Annotated in this window: 19 protein-coding genes and 3 pseudogenes; 20 read left to right on the top strand and 2 right to left on the bottom strand. The window is 62.7% G+C overall.

Annotation, left to right across the window (positions count from 1 at the left end; genetic code table 11):
* Positions 1-53 precede the first annotated feature (53 nt).
* The 11 genes and pseudogenes from U5S82_20710 (at position 54) to U5S82_20760 (ending at position 6,644) form a co-directional block, all read left to right on the top strand.
* Positions 54-344 carry a BrnT family toxin gene (locus U5S82_20710; protein MDZ7753999.1) on the top strand — a complete coding sequence of 97 codons (291 nt, stop codon included), beginning with the start codon at positions 54-56 and terminating at the stop codon, positions 342-344.
* Positions 322-576 carry a CopG family transcriptional regulator gene (locus U5S82_20715; GenBank protein ID MDZ7754000.1) on the top strand — a complete coding sequence of 85 codons (255 nt, stop codon included), beginning with the start codon at positions 322-324 and terminating at the stop codon, positions 574-576. Before U5S82_20710 ends, U5S82_20715 begins: the two co-directional genes overlap by 23 nt.
* Before the next feature lie 426 nt (positions 577-1,002).
* Positions 1,003-1,302 carry a hypothetical protein gene (locus tag U5S82_20720; GenBank protein MDZ7754001.1) on the top strand — a complete coding sequence of 100 codons (300 nt, stop codon included), beginning with the start codon at positions 1,003-1,005 and terminating at the stop codon, positions 1,300-1,302.
* A 325-nt stretch (positions 1,303-1,627) separates the two neighbouring features.
* A complete protein-coding gene (locus U5S82_20725; GenBank protein MDZ7754002.1) occupies positions 1,628-1,858 on the top strand; it encodes a type II toxin-antitoxin system prevent-host-death family antitoxin in 231 nt (76 codons plus the stop codon).
* A 1-nt stretch (position 1,859) separates the two neighbouring features.
* On the top strand, positions 1,860-2,192 hold the full coding sequence (locus tag U5S82_20730; GenBank protein ID MDZ7754003.1) for a PIN domain-containing protein: 333 nt from the start codon (positions 1,860-1,862) through the stop codon (positions 2,190-2,192).
* Between the two features lie 91 nt (positions 2,193-2,283).
* Positions 2,284-2,565: pseudogene (locus tag U5S82_20735) on the top strand (GDP-mannose 4,6-dehydratase).
* A gap of 994 nt (positions 2,566-3,559) precedes the next feature.
* Positions 3,560-5,074: an IS21 family transposase gene (gene istA, locus U5S82_20740; protein MDZ7754004.1), complete on the top strand. Its 1,515-nt coding sequence runs from the start codon at positions 3,560-3,562 to the stop codon at positions 5,072-5,074.
* Positions 5,071-5,844 (top strand): IS21-like element helper ATPase IstB, encoded by a 774-nt coding sequence (gene istB, locus U5S82_20745; GenBank protein ID MDZ7754005.1) that lies wholly within the window; start codon positions 5,071-5,073, stop codon positions 5,842-5,844. Before istA ends, istB begins: the two co-directional genes overlap by 4 nt.
* Positions 5,841-6,017 carry a hypothetical protein gene (locus U5S82_20750; protein MDZ7754006.1) on the top strand — a complete coding sequence of 59 codons (177 nt, stop codon included), beginning with the start codon at positions 5,841-5,843 and terminating at the stop codon, positions 6,015-6,017. Before istB ends, U5S82_20750 begins: the two co-directional genes overlap by 4 nt.
* A gap of 145 nt (positions 6,018-6,162) precedes the next feature.
* The gene (locus tag U5S82_20755; protein MDZ7754007.1) at positions 6,163-6,363 is read left to right on the top strand and encodes a hypothetical protein; all 201 of its coding nucleotides are present in this window, start codon (positions 6,163-6,165) and stop codon (positions 6,361-6,363) included.
* A complete protein-coding gene (locus U5S82_20760) occupies positions 6,360-6,644 on the top strand; it encodes an antitoxin (GenBank protein MDZ7754008.1) in 285 nt (94 codons plus the stop codon). Before U5S82_20755 ends, U5S82_20760 begins: the two co-directional genes overlap by 4 nt.
* A gap of 97 nt (positions 6,645-6,741) precedes the next feature.
* Here U5S82_20760 and U5S82_20765 read toward each other — a convergent pair whose 3' ends face one another.
* Together U5S82_20765 and U5S82_20770 are read right to left on the bottom strand one after the other, a co-directional pair.
* Complete coding sequence (locus U5S82_20765) at positions 6,742-7,074, bottom strand: DUF5615 family PIN-like protein (protein ID MDZ7754009.1); 333 nt, start codon at positions 7,072-7,074, stop codon at positions 6,742-6,744.
* 19 nt (positions 7,075-7,093) lie between these two features.
* Positions 7,094-7,318, bottom strand: a complete 225-nt coding sequence (locus U5S82_20770) for a DUF433 domain-containing protein (protein MDZ7754010.1) — start codon at positions 7,316-7,318, stop codon at positions 7,094-7,096.
* A 92-nt stretch (positions 7,319-7,410) separates the two neighbouring features.
* Between U5S82_20770 and U5S82_20775 the strand changes: the two are divergent.
* The 9 genes and pseudogenes from U5S82_20775 (at position 7,411) to nadS (ending at position 13,269) form a co-directional block, all read left to right on the top strand.
* A pseudogene (locus tag U5S82_20775) lies at positions 7,411-7,623 on the top strand (GDP-mannose 4,6-dehydratase).
* A 24-nt stretch (positions 7,624-7,647) separates the two neighbouring features.
* Positions 7,648-7,791, top strand: a pseudogene (locus U5S82_20780) (NAD-dependent epimerase/dehydratase family protein).
* 253 nt (positions 7,792-8,044) lie between these two features.
* Complete coding sequence (locus U5S82_20785) at positions 8,045-8,275, top strand: type II toxin-antitoxin system prevent-host-death family antitoxin (GenBank protein ID MDZ7754011.1); 231 nt, start codon at positions 8,045-8,047, stop codon at positions 8,273-8,275.
* Positions 8,272-8,658 (top strand): type II toxin-antitoxin system VapC family toxin, encoded by a 387-nt coding sequence (locus U5S82_20790; protein ID MDZ7754012.1) that lies wholly within the window; start codon positions 8,272-8,274, stop codon positions 8,656-8,658. The genes U5S82_20785 and U5S82_20790 overlap by 4 nt, the downstream gene beginning before the upstream one ends.
* A 647-nt stretch (positions 8,659-9,305) precedes the next feature.
* Positions 9,306-10,619: a group II intron reverse transcriptase/maturase gene (gene ltrA / locus U5S82_20795; GenBank protein ID MDZ7754013.1), complete on the top strand. Its 1,314-nt coding sequence runs from the start codon at positions 9,306-9,308 to the stop codon at positions 10,617-10,619.
* Positions 10,620-10,708: 89 nt separating this feature from the next.
* On the top strand, positions 10,709-10,966 hold the full coding sequence (locus U5S82_20800; protein MDZ7754014.1) for a hypothetical protein: 258 nt from the start codon (positions 10,709-10,711) through the stop codon (positions 10,964-10,966).
* 207 nt (positions 10,967-11,173) lie between these two features.
* Positions 11,174-12,271 (top strand): GDP-mannose 4,6-dehydratase, encoded by a 1,098-nt coding sequence (gmd, locus tag U5S82_20805; protein MDZ7754015.1) that lies wholly within the window; start codon positions 11,174-11,176, stop codon positions 12,269-12,271.
* A 376-nt stretch (positions 12,272-12,647) separates the two neighbouring features.
* On the top strand, positions 12,648-12,989 hold the full coding sequence (locus U5S82_20810) for a type II toxin-antitoxin system RelE/ParE family toxin (protein ID MDZ7754016.1): 342 nt from the start codon (positions 12,648-12,650) through the stop codon (positions 12,987-12,989).
* Positions 12,982-13,269 (top strand): NadS family protein, encoded by a 288-nt coding sequence (gene nadS, locus U5S82_20815; protein MDZ7754017.1) that lies wholly within the window; start codon positions 12,982-12,984, stop codon positions 13,267-13,269. The genes U5S82_20810 and nadS overlap by 8 nt, the downstream gene beginning before the upstream one ends.
* Positions 13,270-13,295: the final 26 nt, after the last annotated feature.

Raw genomic sequence — 13,295 nt, forward strand, 5'->3', positions numbered from 1 at the left:
GGGGCCTCAGGTATATGGCGAAAAAGCCATACACGCGCTATCCTCAAGTTGTTATGGATGAAACGGATTTCGAGTGGGACGACGTAAAGAGTCTTGAGAATGAGCGTAAACACGGAATTTCATTTTATGAGGCCCAGTATGCCTTTCTCGACGAGCGCCGTGTAATCGCTCAGGACTTGTCTCATAGCCAAGGCGAGTTCCGTTACTACTGCTTTGGATTGGACAGGGAGGGCACCGGGGTGCTCACGGTGCGCTTTACGTTTCGCGCCGGACGTATCCGGATCTTCGGGGCGGGATATTGGCGAAAAGGCAGAAAGGTGTATGAGCGAACGAATTCACTATAGCGACGAACCACTGGGAGAGTTCGAGGTGGTTCCGGATTTCCTGCCGTCCCCAGATGAACTCGCGCTGAAGAGCCGTCGGACCAAGGTGACTATCTCCTTGAGTGCCGAGAGCGTGGCCTATTTCAAGGACGCTGCCAGAAAGCATCACATGCAATACCAGAAGATGATCCGGCAGCTGCTGGATGAATACGTGGCTCGGCAGAAGGAGGCAGATAAGCGTAGACATCGGTGACCGGCTCGCGCTCCCGGCACATAGATGTCCAGTGGTTCCTGGAGCGCCAGGACGCCACCTGTACTTGTTTAGTGAGAGTGCTGCGGGGTGAGTCCGCCAGAAGGGCGGAGTTGTCATCTGTGAACGTCGTTAGCCTTCCTCGGCATGACCCCTGGTAGGCTGCCGCGGCTTCGCGATTTTCAGTCCTTATTAGGTTTGCATAAGATACAGGCAATATTCGCACCATATGTACCCATCCCCCTGAATTATATTGAGTATCAGATCCCTTCACTGCTGCGCTCGCGGTTCCCTGGTCAATGAGTGTAAGAAATTCCGACACCCGAAGTCGGTTTCGGGGCTCAGATTAATCGCCGTGGGGGCTCGGCTCCTACGGGTGGGTTCGATTCGCGATGCAGGAGCCAGCCCGCTGGCCGATTGGTCGGTTACGTGGACGACTGCGCCGCGGCCTGCCTGTTCCTGATGGAGCACTACGACGGCTACGACTTCGTCAACATCGGGGTGGGGGAGGACATCACCATCCGCGAGCTGGTGGCCATGGTGCAGCGGGCAGTGGGCTTCGAGGGCGAGGTGTTATGGGACACCACCAAGCCCGACGGCACGCCGCGCAAGCTGGTGGACGTGGGGCGCCTCCATGCGCTGGGCTGGCGGGCGCGCATGCCCCTGGAGGAGGGGGTGCGGGCCACCTACCAGTGGTTCCTGGAGCACCAGGGGGATTACCGGGGGTGATGGGGCTGCCGGCGGGTCCGCTGCGCTTGACCTACCCTACGGACCTGGTCATGTTGGGGTTCGTTCCTCACCCCAACCTACGAGCTGCCCTTGGCAGCCGAGGGAAACTCGGGGCTTTGCGGGCGCGGATGTCGGTTGCCAAGAGTAACCGCCCTACGGGCCGCGTCAAGGCGCGTTCAAATTCGTCCCCGACGGATTTGTCCCTCGGGGAGAGGGGGCGAGTTGTTCGCTTCTCCTCTGGCTTGCGGGAAGCAGGGGATACTCGCATTGACACAAGTGGCCCCCGCTATAAACTGACGTGCGGTCATAAAAGCAGGGGTGTCTAATGCGTACTGTTCAATTCGTCGAAGCCAAAGCCAGCTTCTCCGCGCTCCTGGCGGCCGTCGAGGCCGGCGAAGAAATTGCCATCACACGCCATGGCAAGGTCGTGGCTCGCATCGTTCCCGACACGCCCCGCATGGCCGCAGACCTTTTCCGGCCTTTCTGGGGCGGGGAGGATGTCGATCTGGAGGCTCCGGCCGACGGTCCGCCGGAGCCTGCTCCCGAATTGGACTGACATGCGCTACCTGCTGGACACCAATATCCTTATCGCTGCGATCAAGGGGGTGCCGCAGGTGCGTGAGAAGCTGGAGGCGACCCCACTTTCGGACATCGTTCTTTCGCCCATCGTCCTGGGTGAATTGGAGCATGGTGTGGAAAAGAGCCAACAGCTCCAACGCAATCGTGATCGCCTGACGAGGGTCGTCGAAGGCCTGCCGCTCATCCCACTGGATGCCCGGGCCAGTGAACACTACGGCGTCGTCCGGGCGAAGCTGGAGCGCCAGGGGATTCCCATCGGGCCAACGATTATTGGATTGCCGCCCAAGCTCTATCTTTGGGTGTGGTGTTAGTTACCGACAACGTGGGGGAGTTTTCCCGGGTGCAGGGGCTGTCGGTGGAGAACTGGCTATAGTTTCTACATTCTCGCACCTGGACAAGGCCATCCGCTGGGAAGGGCAGGGGGTGGACGAGAAGGGCTATGACAGCGAGACGGGGGCCTGCATCGTGGCGGTGGACCCGCGCTACTTCCGCCCCACGGAGGTGGAGACCCTGCTGGGGGACCCACCAAGGCCAGGGAGAAGCTAGGGTGGACGCCGCGCATCACCTTCGACGAGATGGTGGCGCCCACTGTCGGCAGAGCTGATGGAGAACGACCTGCAACTGGCCAAGCGCGATGCGCTGGTGAAGGAGGCGGGGTATCGGGCGTTTGATTATCACGAGTGAGGGGGTGGTCCCCCCCTCACCCCGGCCCTCTCCCCCCGAGGGGGGAGATGGAGTATTTGTTGGGCTCCCCCCCTCACCCTGGCCCTCTCCCCCCGAGGGGGGGAGAGGGAGTATTTGTTGTTCACGTACGGCACACAAGGTGCTACTTTAAGTGCGTGAAGACCTTCTCATGGGATTCAGCCAAAAACGATTGGCTCATGGCCGAACGGGGTGTGTCCTTCGAGCGGGTGTAGCTGGCTGTAAAAACCCGCGCATATCTGGCGAAGGATTGATTGCCAGGCCAACCAGTCGCTGAGCCGGCAGGCGTGCGGCGGCAAGCAACCGGTGACAAGAGTGCCGGAATCGGGTAGATGAAGAGGGGCCGTTGAGACAGGTGCGATACCGGGTGTAATTGACTTGGCCGTCGACCCCGGTATCGCACCCCGGGCCGTGCAGAGCACGTGCCCGCACACTATTTCTCGTTTTCCCCTGACAATCAAGTCCTCATCGGCCTGGATCGCCGATGGAGAACCCTGCACGCCTGTACAACTGCGCCCGTTGTCATCGTCAGGTGATGATTTGCAGTGGCTGTGACCGCGGCAACATCTATTGCCCTGAGGGGTGTGCGCAGGCGGCACGAAGCGCGTCTCTGCGGGCCGCCGGCTGGCGCTACCAGCAGAGCCGCAATGGCCGGCACAAGCATGCCGCGCGGCAACGCCGCTACCGGGCGAGAAGGCAGAAAGTGACGCATCAGGGTTCCCCGGCCCCGTCCCCTCATGATCCACTACCCCCGTTCCGGCGAGGCCGGCTGGCCGCCGCGGTGCGGATGGCGCGCCGATGAGGGCGCACATTCACTGCCACTTCTGCGGCCGTGAGTGCGGGCCCTTCCTGCGTACCGGCCCGCTTCATCGCGCCACCGCCGCCGCTGCGCTCGGAACAGTCACCCGACAGGGGCCACCAGGCGCCCGGGCTCAGCCCCCTTGAGCCGCCCGGCCACGAGATGAGGAGAAACACATTGGCCATCAGTAAAGAACAAGAGGCGCAGATCCTGCGCTATCACTACGTCGAGAAGTGGCGGGTGGGCACCATTGCCAGCCAGTTGGGCGTACATCACAACGTCGTCAATCGGGTGCTCTCCCAGGCCGGCATGCCGAAGGTCGAGCGGACTGCGCAGGCGTCGATGATCGATCCTTATCTGCCGTTCATCACCGACACCCTGGCCCAGTTCCCCAGGCTCACCGCCAGCCGCCTCTACGGCATGGTGCGTGAACGGGGCTACCCCGGTGGCCCCGACCACTTCCGCCACCAGCTCGCCTGTTACCGGCCACGCCCCCAGCCCGAGGCCTTTCTGCGCCTGAAGACCCTCCCTGGCGAACAGAGCCAAGTCGACTGGGGCCATTTCGGCAAGCTCACCATCGGCCGCGCAACCCATGCCCTGATGGCCTTTGTCATGGTGCTCAGCTACTCCCGGCGGATCTTTGTACGCTTCTTCCTCGGTGCCAAGATGGCCAACTTCCTGCGCGGCCACGAGGCGGCCTTCACCGCCTGGAACGGCCTGCCCAAGGTCCTGCTCTACGACAACCTCAAAAGCGCCGTGCTGGAGCGCCAGGGTGAGGCCATCCGTTTCCATCCCACCTTGCTCGAGTTCGCCGCCCACTACCGCTTCGAGCCCCGTCCGGTGGCGGTGGCCCGGGGCAACGAGAAGGGGCGGGTGGAGCGCGCCATCCGTACGGTACGCGATAACTTCTGGGCGGCGCGCCAATGGACCGATCTCGATGATCTCAACGCCCAGGCCGAGGCCTGGTGCAACGGCTGGGCCATGGACCGGCCCTGTCCGGAGGACCGTGCCCTCTCGGTGCGCCAGGCCTTTGAGCAGGAGCCCCTGCTGGCGCTGCCCCATAACCCCTATCCCACCGACGAGCGGGTCGAGGTCCACATCGGCAAGACCCCTTACGCGCGCTTCGAGCGCAACGACTACAGCGTGCCCCACACCCATGTGCGCCGCACCCTCACCGCTTCGGCCTCCCCCACCGAGGTGCGGATCCTCGACGGCGGGGACGTCATCGCCCGCCACCCGCGCAGCTACGACAAGGGCCGGCAGATCGAACAGCCGGAACACATCGAGGCGCTGGTCCAGATCAAACGCCAGGCCCGACATCATCGCGGCCAGGACCACCTGGCCCAGGCCGCACCGGCCAGCCGGCAGTTACTGGTCCAGGCCGCCGAGCGCGGCGACAACCTCGGCGCCATCACCGCAGCCCTGCTGCGCCTCCTCGATGCCTACGGCGCCCCCGAGCTGGAAGCGGCCATCCAGGAGAGCCTGGCCCAGGGGGTGGCCCACCCCAATGGCGTGCGTATCGCCCTGCAGCGTAGACGCGAGGCGAGAAACCAGCCGCCCCGGGTGGGGGTACGCATCGACCACGCGCGTGCCAGAGGGCTGGTGGTACGCACCCATGATCTGGGCGGCTACGACGCCTTGCAGTCCACCCCGCCCGAAACCGAAGACGATACCCAGGAGGAGCCCAAATGATCCCTAACGCATCCCTGAAAGAACGGGCCACGGCCCTCAAGCTCCATGGCCTGCTGAGCCATTGGGAGGAGAGCGCCGACGCTGGCTGGGTCGAGTCCCTGATCCAGTGGGAAGAGGAGGAACGCGCCCACCGCAGCCTCGAGCGGCGCATGAAAGGGGCGCGGCTGGGCCGCTTCAAACCCCTGGCCGACTTCGACTGGGGCTGGCCCAGCCGCTGCGACCGGGAACTGGTCAGTGAGCTGATGCGCCTCGACTTCCTCACCGAGGCGGTCAATATCATCCTGGTGGGACCCAACGGGGTGGGCAAATCCACCCTGGCCCGCAACATCGCCCATCAAGCGGTGCTGGCCGGCCACAGCGTCCTCTTTACCAGCGCCGGCCAGATGCTCAATGACTTGGCCGCCCAGGACGGCGACAGCGCCCTCAAGCGGCGCCTCGCCCGCTACGCCCGCCCTCAACTCCTGGTGGTCGACGAGGTGGGGTATCTCGCCTACTCCAATCGCCATGCCGATCTGCTGTTCGAGATCGTCTCCCGCCGCTACGAGGAGAAATCCACCCTGGTCACCACCAATCGGCCCTTCGCCGAATGGGGTGAAGTCTTTCCCAACGCCTCCTGCGTGGTCTCCCTCGTGGACCGGCTGGTACACCGCTCCGAGATCCTCACTATCGAAGGTGAATCCTACCGGCTCAAGGAGGCCAAGGAGCGACAGCAGCAACAGGCACAGCGGCGCCGAGCCGCCGCCAAATCCAACAAAGGGGCCCAATCATGACCCGTCCCCCGATACCGGACTACTGGACGCCAGAGCAGGCATTGGCAGTCTATGACTTTATCGACGACCTCCGCGATGCCATCTGGAGCCGATACGATCGGCAGCTGGTCGAGCTCATGCAACAAGAACGCATAACGACCTTTGAAGTCGACGACGATGACTTGACCTTCTGAGCCGACCCTTAAACCCACACCGGCGGCGTGACCTGGCTTGAGTCGAGGCGACCTATCCGCGCTGAGGCCGAGTCACGCCGCCTGAACCTGCGACTGCGACCTTCGCCATTTATGCGCGGATTTACTCAGCCGCTAACAGCGGGTGATGCAGCGTATTGAGATGGGCCAGGTGCTCGATGTGGTTCGGCACCCGAATCCGGAAAGGTATCCGCACCAGAGGATGTTTATCGTGGATATCGATGGTTACGCCTGCCTGGTTCCGTTCGTTGAATCCGGTGACGAGGTTTTTCTCAAGACGATCATCCCAAGCCGCAAGGCGACGAGACGATACCTGGGAGGACGGTGATGGCCATCCAGCTTAGCCCTGAGGAAAAGGAACTGTTGGACTCCTACGACAACGAGGAGTGGGAGTCTGTGATGTCTGTTCAGGAGTTGCGGAAGTACCAGGAGGCCGCGCGAAATACGTTCAGGAAGGACAAGCGCGTCAACATCCGGATGTCAGGCAAGGATCTGGAATTGTTCCAGGCGCGGGCCTTGCGGGAGGGCATTCCTTACCAGACCCTGATGGCGAGTGTCCTGCACAAATATGTCTCGGGAGACCTGGTCGATAAGACCCGCAACGGCTAACGGAGTAGGTCGGCTGCTCCTAGCAGCCGACGGGGCTTGGGCGCGGGGTTCCGGGGGTTTCGGGGACAGTTTACTTGGGTTCCGGGGACCAGGTGACCTACGGGCCTCTGGGAGCGATCTCGATTAGGGTCTCGCCTTCCAGGAACTGTCGCTCGATCTCCGGAAGCAGGGTTTCGAACCATCCAAGCAGTGCGCGGCGGGTGGTATTGCCCAACCGGACCCACACCAGTGCCGGGCCGTCGGGCAGGAGAGTTCTGAGGCTGACGAAGTCTTCGTCCTTGGACACAAGTACTGCTTCGCGCCGTGATGCCTCCTCCCAGATTGCGCGGTCAGGGGCGTCCGCCAAGCCGATATCATAGACGTGCGCCGCGTGGTGCCCCTGCTCGACCAACCAACCAGCGTGCGAGCGCCGGCGGTAGCTGGGCGTCAATCAGGAACCGCACCGTTCGTTAGGCTACCCGGAGCACCGGGTGGTCGGTTTGGCGTGCTGCGAAGTCCAGGGCGGCGTGAATATCAGCGGATTCGAGGTAAGGGTAGTCCACCAGAATATCCTCGGGGCTGGCGCCGGAGGCGAGCATGGCAAGAATGTCCGAGACCCTGATGCGCAGACCCCGGACGCAGGGGCGGCCACCGCAGACGGTGGGGTCGATGGTGATTCTCGGTTGCTCATTCATGGTGTTCTGCGAATTACCTCGGCGCGAACGATAGTTTAGTTGATTTCGTGATTCCGGGGCAGCTTACTTGATCCGCTGTACGGCACGCTAAGACCGGGGCCTGCATGGTGGCGGTGGACCCGCGCTACTTCCGCCCCACGGAGGTGGAGACCCTGCTGGGGGACCCCACCAAGGCCAGGGAGAAGCTGGGCTGGACGCCGCGCATCACCTTCGGCGAGATGGTGATGGAGATGATGGAAAACGACCTGCAGCTGGCCAAGTGGGATGCGCTGGTGAAGGAGGCGGGGTATCGGGCGTTTGATTAAGATGAAGGTAATAGCTCGTAGGCCACCTACCCGGTGAAGTTCCTCTACGACAACCTGATGATCGAGGCCAACCTCATCCATGGTGCCCACGAGGCCGGGGTGCAGAAGCTGCTGTTCCTGGGCAGCACCTGCATCTACCCTAAGCTGGCGCCCCAGCCCATGAACGAGAAGACATGGATCCCCTCCCGATCTCCCCCGCAAGCGGGGGAGGTGCGTTCCAAGTCTCCCTCCTGGCCTTCCCCTTGGCTGTGTTGGCGTGTTCCCGGCCAGAGGCGGCGGGGAAGCTTACGTATGGAGTTAGGGTATCGGTATGCCGTTGGTTGAGCAGGGTGGCGTCGCGATGCCAAGTTCGCTTTGTGCTTGAAGTGAAACGACCTTTTACTTAGAGTGGGACCAACTGGATGGACCATGTGGAGGGGCCATGACGATCGAAGTGAACATCAACGAGGCGAAGGCAAGGCTCTCCAACTTGGTGGCGCGGGCCGAGCGGGGCGAGGAGGTCGTCATCGCGCGGGCCAACAAGGCGGTGGTGCGGCTCGTGCCGGTGAAGGCTGGCTCCGGCGGCCGGCGCCTTGGGGAGGCCAAGGGGCTGGTGGAGATCGGCCCTGATTTCGACGACCTTCCGGACGACTTCATGGACCATTTCCGGTGAGGGTGCTGCTGGATACTCATGCATTCCTGTGGCTGGTGACTGACGACCCGAGGGTCTCTCAAGCGGCGCGTGAGATATTCCTGGATGCGGAGAACGTGATTTTTCTCAGCGGGGTGAGCGGACTGGAGATCGCCGTCAAGTACAGCCTGGGCAAGCTGAAGCTTGCGGCCCCGCCCCGGGAGTTCATCGAGGCCCGTATCGCGAATAACGACCTGCTGCCCCTGCCGGTCGCGCTGGCCCACACTTACCGGCTTGCCCACCTGCCGTTCCATCACCGCGACCCGTTCGATCGCCTCCTGGTCTCCCAGGCCATGGAGGAGGACCTGCCGATCGTCACCAGTGATGCCGCGCTGGGGGCCTACGACGTGGAGACAATGTGGTGAGCAGGGGGGGAAGCGAGGCGAAGGTGAACGACGCCGGCTCGGTGACGGTATGGGGCACCGGCACGGGCACGGCGCGCCGCGCCGGGAGGCTCCCACATGGATGAATCGCCGAGGGGGCTCGGCTCCTAGTGCGTCCGTGGAGGCGCATTTTCCGCACGGTGAGAGTCCGTGTCGGGGTAAGCCAAGGCCCCGTAGTCGAAGGTAACTGCGTCGTCGCGAGGCGGGGTGGAGAGCAACCGGAGGCGAACTGGCGGTCCGTAGGATGACGAACTCGATTCGGCGGTACGGGACGGCGAGCCCGCTAGGAGAAGGTGAAGCCTGAAAATCATCGGATGCGCTGGGATTGGCGTGGAAAGCGACATTCGGGTCCCCTCCGTGGTTGGAGACGGAACGCTGGGAAGGAAATGCGAGAGAAGCGGGGAGACCTGACCGCCGTGGTGACGGTGGGCAGGAGTCAGAGCCTTCGTAGTACTGAACGGTTCTGCTGCGGTCATGGCGAGGTGCTGCGGAAACGCGGACCCAAGAGCTGGAGGGCGTCCTCCGCCTAAAACCGTGGGTGGTGCCGGGAAAGCGCGAAGAACAGAAATCGCGCCGAGGGAAGGGAGGCAGGAAGGTGGATGGGTGAAGTCTGGAGGAGGTGAGCGCGTATGCAAAGGGTCGAGAGTGTCTCGCAAGAGGCTAAGCCAGACTCGTCCAACCCGGTGGAATGGCCGTGGGTGGACCGCACGATCTGGACGGAGCGCATGTTGGCGGCGCTGGGTAACGGCGTCCAAGGGACGAAGTGGTTCAGTCTGATCGACAAGGTGCATCGCCCCCAGACCCTGGAACGGGCGTGGCAGGATGTGCGGGCCAACCGGGGTTCAGCGGGGGTGGATGGCCAGAGTGTGCAGCGTTTTGAGGCCCATGCCGAGCGGTATCTGGCGGAGCTGGGAGAGGCGCTGGGAAGTGGACGGTACCGACCGGATGCGGTGCGTCGGGTGGAGATTCCGAAGGGGACAGGGACGCGTCCCCTGGGCATTCCGACGGTGAAGGACCGGATTGTGCAGGCGGCGATGAAGCGGGTGCTCGAGCCGATTTTCGAGCACCAGTTTTTGCCGATGAGTTACGGGTTTCGCCCGGGTCGCGGGTGCAAGGATGCGCTGCGGGAAGTGGATGGGCTGGTTCGGGAGGGCTACACCCATGTGGTGGATGCCGACCTGGCCCAGTACTTCGACACCATCCCGCACGAAGCGTTGATGGCCCGGGTCGAGGACCGGATCAGCGATGGTCGGATCCTCGACCTGCTGCGCGCCTGGTTGCGCCAGGACGTGGTGGCGGAGATAGCGCGCTGGACGCCGACCCGGGGCTCGCCCCAAGGGGCGGTGATCAGTCCGTTACTCGCGAATCTGTACCTGCACGGGCTGGATGTACACATGACCCAGCGCGGCTATCGGATGGTTCGGTATGCTGACGACCTCGTGATCCTGTGTGCCAGTCCGGACGAAGCCCAGGAGGCGCTGCAGGAGTTGCGGCACTGGGTGGAGGCCAATGGTCTGCAACTGCACCCGGAGAAGACCCGTGTGGGGGATTGCCGGCAGCCCGGGGAAGGCTTTGAGTTTCTCGGGTACCGGTTTGAAGCGGGACGGCGGTGGGTACGCAAGAAGAGCCGCAAGGCCCTTTACGACCGGGTCCGGGCCAAAACCCGGCGCAGTCGTGGGGATTCGCTGGCGCGGATTGTGGCCGACCTGAACCCGATGCTGCGTGGCTGGTTCGTGTATTTCCAGCACGCGCACCCGTGGACCTTTCCTCGCGTGGACGGTTTTGTCCGACGTCGATTACGGGCGCTGTTGCGCAAGCAGCAGAAGCGCCCGGGAGCGGGTCATTGTCAGTCCGACCATCTCCGCTGGCCGAACGCGTTCTTCGCTGCGGCTGGGCTTTTCACCATGACCGAAGCCCGGACGTTGGCGAGCCAATCCCGATGAGGTAACCACCGACTGGAGAGCCGTGTGCGGGAGAACCGCATGCACGGTTCGGAGGGCGGGGAGGGTCACTCCTTCCCGACCCCTATCGGGTGGGTTCGATTCGCTTCGTCAATATCGGCGTGGGGGAGGACATCACCATCCGCGAGTTGGTGGCGATGGTGCAGCGGGCGGTGGGCTTCGAGGGCGAGGTGCTGTGGGATACCACCAAGCCCGACGGCACCCCCCGCAAGCTGGTGGACGTGGGGCGCCTCCACGCCTTGGGCTGGCGGGCGAAGGTTCCTTTGGAGGAGGGGGTGCGGACCACCTATGAGTGGTTCCTGGAGCACCAGGGGGATTACCGGGGCTGATGGGGTTGGGTGTCGGGATGAATCCCGACCTACATTCGTGCCGTAGGAACGCGCCGTGGGGGGGTAGGTCGGGCTTCAGCCCGACATCCCGCAAACCGGGGACAGACCACGGTTAAGTGGGGTGTGAAGGCGGCCCTGCTACCCGCATAAACAATGGCGTGCCCCAGTTAAGCCGGTCCGCAAGTTCCACTTTGAGGACGTTAAGGCATGGTTGGACAAAAGAAGAAGGCGCTGATCACCGGCGTGACGGGCCAGGACGGGGCGTACCTGTCCGAGTTCCTGCTGGAGAAGGGTTACGAGGTCCATGGCATCAAGCGCCGGGCGTCGTCCTTCAATACGGACCGTATTGACCACCTGTACCAGGATCCTCACGAGACGGGTCGGCAGTTCGTGCTGCACTACGGAGACCTGACGGATTCCACCAACCTCATTCGCATCGTCCAGGAGATCCAGCCGGACGAGATCTACAACCTGGGGGCCCAGAGCCACGTGGCGGTGTCTTTCGAGAGCCCGGAGTACACGGCGGACAGCGTGGGCCTGGGGGCGTTGCGCATGCTGGAGGCCATTCGCATCGCCGGGCTCACGGACAAGACCCGTTTCTACCAGGCCTCCACCTCGGAGCTCTACGGCCTGGTGCAGGAGGTGCCCCAGAAAGAGACCACGCCCTTCTACCCGCGCTCGCCCTACGCGGCGGCCAAGCTCTATGCCTACTGGATTACGGTGAACTACCGCGAGGCCTACGGCATGTATGCCTGCAACGGCATCCTGTTCAACCACGAATCACCCGTGCGCGGCGAGACCTTCGTCACCCGCAAGATCACCCGCGCCCTGGCCCGTATCCACCTGGGGCTGCAGGACACCCTGTACCTGGGGAACATGGATGCCCTGCGGGACTGGGGCCATGCCCGGGACTACGTGGAGATGCAGTGGTTGATGCTCCAGCAGGAGGTACCGGATGATTTCTGCATCGCCACCGGGGTGCAGTACTCGGTGCGCCAGTTCGTGGAGCGCGCCTACTCGCACCTGGGCAAGGCCATCCGCTGGGAAGGGCAGGGGGTGGACGAGAAGGGCTATGACACCGAGACGGGGGCGTGCATCGTGGCGGTGGACCCGCGCTACTTCCGCCCCACGGAGGTGGAGACCCTACTGGGGGACCCCACCAAGGCCAGGGAGAAGCTGGGTTGGACGCCGCGCATCACCTTCGACGAGATGGTGACGGAGATGATGGAGAACGACCTGCAACTGGCAAAGCGCGATGCGCTGGTGAAGGAGGCGGGGTATCGGGCGTTCGATTACCACGAGTGAGGGGGTGGTCCCCCTCCGCCCCTCACCCCGGCCCTCTCCCGGCGGGAGAGGGGGAGTAATCAGAGGGTTCTCTACGGGGGGATTACCGGGGCCGATGGGGCAGCCGGTGGGTCCGCTGCGCTTGACCCACCCTACGGGCCGGAATGGGCCGGGATGTCGGGATGAATCCCGACCTACATTCGTGCCCTGGTCATGTTGGGGTTCGTTCCTCACCCCAACGAACTGCTGTCTATCCGGCCTAGAGGTCCGACTCCTCGATACCCGCAAGCTTCATCAGGTGTCGTTGCAGGCCAGCCTTTAGCGGCTGGCGTTAGCACCCACAAATCAGTAATCTGGCGGCCTTGACGGAGTAATCCATTGGATTACTATATGAGGTATGCATACAATCGTGGAACTACCGGAATTTCAGCGTCGAGCGATGGCTCTGCTCTCTGATTCCGAAAAGCAGCGAATTATCAGCTACTTGGCTGCGCATCCGCAGTCCGGTGCAGTTATGCAGAGCACTGGTGGTATCCGGAAACTTCGGTGGGCATCTGGTAGCAAAGGGAAAAGTGGTGGTGTCCGCGTCATTTACTACTACCACAACGAATCGATGCCGCTGTTCCTGTTAACCGTATTCGGCAAAAGCGAAAAGGCCAATCTTTCCAAAGCCGAACGGAATGAATTTGCCAAGTTCACGAGTATCTTGGCTAAGAATTATGGTGGAAAAAATGTCTGAAATATTCAACAGTATCAAACAGGGCTTGAAAGAGGCAGTAGCGTACTCCGAGGGAAAATTCCCTGAGGCCGTAGTGCATGAATTCTCCCCAATCGATGTAAAGAATGTCCGAGCGAAAATGGGCATGAGTCAAAACGAATTTGCGTCGGCGTTTGGCATCAGCGTCAGCACACTGAGGCACTGGGAACGTGGAGATCGCGTACCTCATGGACCGGCCTTAGTTCTACTCAACGTGGTTGAAAAAGAACCCCAGGCCGTACTTAAAGCCCTGGGCGGCTAATCGGCACAAACCGCGGACAGACCACG

This window comes from Gammaproteobacteria bacterium, from assembly GCA_034522055.1.
GTDB lineage: Bacteria > Pseudomonadota > Gammaproteobacteria > JAABTG01 > JAABTG01 > JAABTG01.

What these genes read in the sequence shown, in the direction of transcription:
- ltrA (MDZ7754013.1), top strand. Translation starts at nt 9,306, where the DNA reads ATGCAAAGGGTCGAGAGTGTCTCGCAAGAGGCTAAGCCAGACTCGTCC.
- nadS (MDZ7754017.1), top strand. Translation starts at nt 12,982, where the DNA reads ATGTCTGAAATATTCAACAGTATCAAACAGGGCTTGAAAGAGGCAGTA.
- U5S82_20750 (MDZ7754006.1), top strand. Translation starts at nt 5,841, where the DNA reads ATGACCCGTCCCCCGATACCGGACTACTGGACGCCAGAGCAGGCATTG.
- istB (MDZ7754005.1), top strand. Translation starts at nt 5,071, where the DNA reads ATGATCCCTAACGCATCCCTGAAAGAACGGGCCACGGCCCTCAAGCTC.
- U5S82_20715 (MDZ7754000.1), top strand. Translation starts at nt 322, where the DNA reads ATGAGCGAACGAATTCACTATAGCGACGAACCACTGGGAGAGTTCGAG.
- U5S82_20755 (MDZ7754007.1), top strand. Translation starts at nt 6,163, where the DNA reads ATGCAGCGTATTGAGATGGGCCAGGTGCTCGATGTGGTTCGGCACCCG.
- U5S82_20725 (MDZ7754002.1), top strand. Translation starts at nt 1,628, where the DNA reads ATGCGTACTGTTCAATTCGTCGAAGCCAAAGCCAGCTTCTCCGCGCTC.
- U5S82_20810 (MDZ7754016.1), top strand. Translation starts at nt 12,648, where the DNA reads ATGCATACAATCGTGGAACTACCGGAATTTCAGCGTCGAGCGATGGCT.
- U5S82_20710 (MDZ7753999.1), top strand. Translation starts at nt 54, where the DNA reads ATGGATGAAACGGATTTCGAGTGGGACGACGTAAAGAGTCTTGAGAAT.
- gmd (MDZ7754015.1), top strand. Translation starts at nt 11,174, where the DNA reads ATGGTTGGACAAAAGAAGAAGGCGCTGATCACCGGCGTGACGGGCCAG.
- U5S82_20770 (MDZ7754010.1), bottom strand. Translation starts at nt 7,318, where the DNA reads ATGAATGAGCAACCGAGAATCACCATCGACCCCACCGTCTGCGGTGGC.
- U5S82_20785 (MDZ7754011.1), top strand. Translation starts at nt 8,045, where the DNA reads ATGACGATCGAAGTGAACATCAACGAGGCGAAGGCAAGGCTCTCCAAC.
- U5S82_20730 (MDZ7754003.1), top strand. Translation starts at nt 1,860, where the DNA reads ATGCGCTACCTGCTGGACACCAATATCCTTATCGCTGCGATCAAGGGG.